General features: G+C 61.2%; 4 protein-coding genes. 1 reads left to right on the top strand and 3 read right to left on the bottom strand.

Annotated elements, in window-relative coordinates:
- Window positions 1-815: NAD(P)H-dependent oxidoreductase (locus tag VMA74_RS08640; RefSeq protein WP_325366233.1), on the bottom strand; the 815-nt coding region annotated here is incomplete at its 3' end.
- A gap of 86 nt (window positions 816-901) precedes the next feature.
- Between VMA74_RS08640 and VMA74_RS08635 the strand changes: the two genes are divergently transcribed.
- Window positions 902-1,795 carry a LysR family transcriptional regulator gene (locus tag VMA74_RS08635; protein ID WP_325366232.1) on the top strand — a complete coding sequence of 298 codons (894 nt, stop codon included), beginning with the start codon at window positions 902-904 and terminating at the stop codon, window positions 1,793-1,795.
- A gap of 51 nt (window positions 1,796-1,846) precedes the next feature.
- Here VMA74_RS08635 and VMA74_RS08630 read toward each other — a convergent pair whose 3' ends face one another.
- Both VMA74_RS08630 and VMA74_RS08625 read right to left on the bottom strand, forming a co-directional pair.
- Window positions 1,847-2,785 (bottom strand): sensor domain-containing diguanylate cyclase, encoded by a 939-nt coding sequence (locus VMA74_RS08630; RefSeq protein ID WP_325366231.1) that lies wholly within the window; start codon window positions 2,783-2,785, stop codon window positions 1,847-1,849.
- A complete protein-coding gene (locus VMA74_RS08625) occupies window positions 2,782-4,134 on the bottom strand; it encodes a homocitrate synthase (RefSeq protein WP_325366230.1) in 1,353 nt (450 codons plus the stop codon). The genes VMA74_RS08630 and VMA74_RS08625 overlap by 4 nt, the downstream gene beginning before the upstream one ends.
- Window positions 4,135-4,410 lie beyond the last annotated feature (276 nt).

The following is a 4,410-nucleotide window of genomic DNA, read 5'->3' as shown; positions in this document are numbered from 1 at the left end:
CGCTGATCCACGATCACCGTATCTCGCGGCTGCTCACCGCTTGCCATATGTATGCCCAGTCCCGTTTGCCCCGGAGCAAGCTCCGCGCGCAGCGTAAGCGCGGGGATGTCGTAGTCGCCGCCGTTCTGCTTGCGAAACGGTAGCGGCGCGGTGCGCCAGAGGTTGTCCAGGCGCTCGCCCAGGGCGTCGCGGGCATGCGCGAAGCGCGCCTCGTCCATCTTGCCGGTTCGATAGATCACGTACGGTGGCAAAACATCGAAACCCGGGTAATACAGGATGCCGTGCTGGATGGGAAAGAGGATGTCGTCGATGGCGCCGTTGATGCCGCGCGGGCTGTAGTGCGATTCCCAGCCGCCGGTGGTAACAACCAGCATCGCTCGCTTGCCGGTCATCGAACCTTCGCCGTAGCGATCGCCCCAGTGCCGGTCGGAGTGCTCGCCGACGCCATATGCAAAGCCATAGGCATACACGCGTTCGACCCAGCCTTTCATGATAGCCGGCATCGAAAACCACCACAGCGGAAACTGCAGGATCACGGCATCGGCCCAGCGCAGCTTGGCCTGTTCGCGTGCGATGTCTTCGCTCTGGCGCCCGTTTTCGTAGGCGTGCTTGGAATCGGCGGAAGGCTCGAAGCGGTTGCCGCGCTTGCCGTCCAGGCTGTCGTGTTCATCCAGCGCCGCTTTCCAGCGCATGGCGTACAGGTCGGAAACCTGCACCGCGTGTCCGGCGGCCTCCAGACGCTTCACCGCAAAATCCTTTAGCGCACCATTGAGGGATTTGGGTTCGGGATGGGCGTAGACCATCAATACATTCATGGTGGGACCTTCATGTTCGGAATGCCCGCAGCTTAGAAAGGCATCAGGTATATTGGAAATTAATTTCCAACATTCCTGGTATTGCCATGAGTAATCTGCGGCGCCTGGATCTCAACTTGCTGGTCACCCTCGATGCGCTGCTGGCCGAGCGCAACGTCACCCGTGCGGCGGCGCGGCTGAACTTCTCGCAGCCCGCGGTGAGTATTCAACTGGCCAAGCTGCGCGATTTCTTCGGCGATCCGTTGCTGCTGCCGGGGCCGCGCGGCATGCGGCCGACAGCGCGTGCGGAGGCGTTGCGGGAACCGCTGCGCCAGGCATTGCAGGCATTGAACGGGGCGCTTTCTCCGGCCCAACCCTTCAATCCCGCCGAAGCAACCCAAACCTGGCGTGTGGCTGCCACCGACTACGCCGAATCCACCATTGTGTTGCCAGTGCTGGGCGGCTTGCGCACAGCCGCCCCGGCGACACGGCTGGCGGTGGTCGAAATGGTGCCCACGCGCATTGCCAGGCAGGCGGAGCAGGGCGACATCGACCTGGCTTTCCACACTACCGAAGGTTCGCCGCCGGGCTTGCGGCGTCGCACCCTGTTCAAGGAGCGCTACGTGCTTGTGGGTAGGGCCAATCATCCGCGCTTGCGCCGACGTCCCACGCCAAAGCAGTTCTGCCAGTTGGAGCATGTGATGGTGTCGCCGGATGGCGGCGGTTTTGTCGGCGTAACGGACGAAGCGCTGGCCAGAGCGGGCATGGCGCGCAAGGTTGTTCTATCCGTGCCGCATTTCCTGTTCGTGCGCGAGGTCCTGGCCCATAGCGATCTCGTCGCGATGCTGCCGGCGCGCCTGGTGCGCGGCAGCCGCCAATTGAAAGTGATGGATGCGCCCGTCGAAGTGCCCGGCTACGAGATGTCGATGCTCTGGCACGAACGCGTGCATCGCGATCCGGCGCACCAATGGCTGCGCGAGTTCATCGCGGCTGCGGTTTGATGCAGGCCGCGGTAAAAACCTGGCTCATCGCTTAGCGACGACCCAGGGCCGTCAATCGTTGACGATGGTGTTTCGCCCACGTCGCTTGGCCTGGTACAAGCGACGGTCCACCAGCTTGATGAACGCACTGGCCTCGTCTGCGCATTCGGGAACCATGGTGCCAAGCCCGATGCTGACAGTGACGTATTTGCCGATCTCGGAACCTTCATGCTGGATGTGTTCGCTGGCGATCAGGTCACGGCAGCGGGATGCGATCTTGTACGCTTCGCTTTCGTTGGTATCGGGCAGCACCACCACGAATTCCTCGCCGCCGAAGCGTGCGGCGAAATCACGCGGACGGTCGGCGGCCAGGGTGATCAGCCTGGCGACGCGCTTCAAGCATTGGTCGCCATCCAGGTGGCCGTAGCGATCGTTGTATTGCTTGAAGAAGTCGATATCCAGCAAGAGCAGCGACAGCGGCTGCTTGTTGCGGCAGGCGTTGGCCCATTCGCTTTCCATCATCACGTCGAAGCGGCGGCGGTTGGCGATACCGGTCAGGCTGTCCTTGAAGGAAAGCTCCTCCAATTCGCGGCGCAAGGCGGCAAGCTGTTCCTCGGTGCGCTTGCGTTCGCTGATGTCGAACATGAAGCCAATCAGCGATTCGACCGTGCCGTCATCGCGGCGCACCACGTGCACCACATCGCGAATCCATACGTAGTCACCATTTTTCTTCAGCGCGCGGTAATCCGCTTCATGGTCCACGCCGGCCTTGGACTGGGAGATACAGAAATTTACTGCCCAATCGCGGTCTTCCGCATGGATGCGGTCGGCCCAGTCCTGTGCCGATATCCAGCTTTCGGGCCCCCAGCCCAGCAGTTCTTCGATCTGCGGGCCGATATAGGTGAAGTGCATGGTTTCCCAATCGATCTTCCACGGAATCGCGCGTGTGGATTCCAGTAAGGTTTTATAGGTGGTGTGCTCGAATTCCACTCGACTTTCAATCGCACTCACGGCTGTCGCTCCATGGATGAATCGGTGAGGACATCTGCTGCGATACCGTCCGGGAATGCTTCTTTGGCGCGCTCGTATAACTGCAAAAGCGCAGGCGGCTGATCGTAGTCGATGCGTTTGCCGGCGCGCAGATCGCGGCGCATCAGGCAGATCATTTGGGTGGTGATGGCTTGCGGAAAATCCGTAAGCGGACGTCCCGTGACTTCTGCGAGACGACGAGCGATGACCGGCCCATCGCTGATCACTGCGCACACGCGATAGCCGTATTGGCCGCCGATGGCTTCCGGCGCGAGGTCCATGAAACGGAGTGCGCGCTGTTCGAAGGCGGTCACGGTGAGGCGATAGGCATTGCGGCCGAGTATTGGCAGATCGTCCGGTACCGGGACCAGGTCGTCCAGCTCTTGCAGGTAGGTCGCCAGCGGCAGCAACTGTTCCATGCGGTACTGCTGCACATGCGGATTGTTTACCCGCGCCAGATTGGCCAGCAGTTCGCCGATCGATGCGTGACCTATGATGGCTGCGCGCTTGGGCAGCCCGCCCCAGATACCGTCTGCGCCGTTGAGCAAGGCTTCCACCACCGATGCATTCTCGAAGCCGGCGCCGCCATGGATATGTACCAGGATCTTGAACGGCGGCGGCAGGAAACTGCGGATCACCTTCACATAGGCACCCACTTGAAAGGGCAGGAACGTGCCCCGGTCGTCTTCGATGGTGACGCCTTCGATCGGCTGCCCGGCAAGCAGAGCGAGCACCTTGCAAGTGTCTTCCAGGTTGCCGGCAAATGCATCGCAGCCGTCCGCGATGTTGATGAAGATACGTGGTCTGCCGCCGTGATCGCCGCGAATGTTGTCGTACAGCCAGCGAATGCTGGCGGGAAGACGCTTACACAGTTCCTCGAAGCTGTATTTCCCGTAGCGCGACATGCCATCGGCGCTCAGGTAGATCTCGTGCACCGTGTTTGGCACGCCATAGCGCTGCAGTTTCTCCTGCGAAGGGCTGGGCACGAACCTGCCGTCGCTCGTTCGGGTGCCTAGCGCAGTGAAGGCGAAGCACCCGGTCATGTCCGCGCCGGCAGCCCGCAGCTCCAGCATGAAGTCATCGTCGACTTCCGGTTCGTCCGGCAGGTCATAGTCGAGGGTGCCGAGCGAAATATTCTTGAAGCCGAATTCGCGCAGCTTCGGCAGGATGTGCAGTTTGTCGTGCCTGGTTTGTCCAAGGTTGGAGCCTACCGGGTTTTCGCGCAACGACACGTCGATCAGATAAGGCTCGATATGGCGAAGCTTTTCCAGCTTTGCATCCGCCTCGGCCAGTACGGCGCGGGCGTTTTCCATCGCTTGCGGTAACGACATGGGTTCCCCTCCCTGTTAGATCCAACTTAGCTGCGGCGATATTTCAGTGCGGACTTTGCTGCGGGCTAAACCCCGAGCAATATGCAACGGTTGTGCCGCCATAAATGTGACCTTGGGTCATCCGTGGGAAGATGCTGGCGGCAAGGCCCGTAACTTGCTTAAGGCAACACTGAATTAAGTATCGCCGTCGTCATGATGTCTGGAAGGCCCGCAGGGTGTGTCGCGTGGCGCCGGGAAGACTGGCTGTCTTGCCAAGCCGCGCGGCGCAGCCTGCGG

The sequence above is a fragment of the Dyella sp. genome (assembly GCF_035508675.1).
Classification (GTDB): Bacteria; Pseudomonadota; Gammaproteobacteria; order Xanthomonadales; family Rhodanobacteraceae; genus Dyella_B.
Note: the sequence above shows the minus strand (reverse complement) of the source record. Positions and strands in the feature narration are given on the sequence as shown.

What these genes read in the sequence shown, in the direction of transcription:
- VMA74_RS08635 (WP_325366232.1), top strand. Translation starts at nt 902, where the DNA reads ATGAGTAATCTGCGGCGCCTGGATCTCAACTTGCTGGTCACCCTCGAT.
- VMA74_RS08625 (WP_325366230.1), bottom strand. Translation starts at nt 4,134, where the DNA reads ATGTCGTTACCGCAAGCGATGGAAAACGCCCGCGCCGTACTGGCCGAG.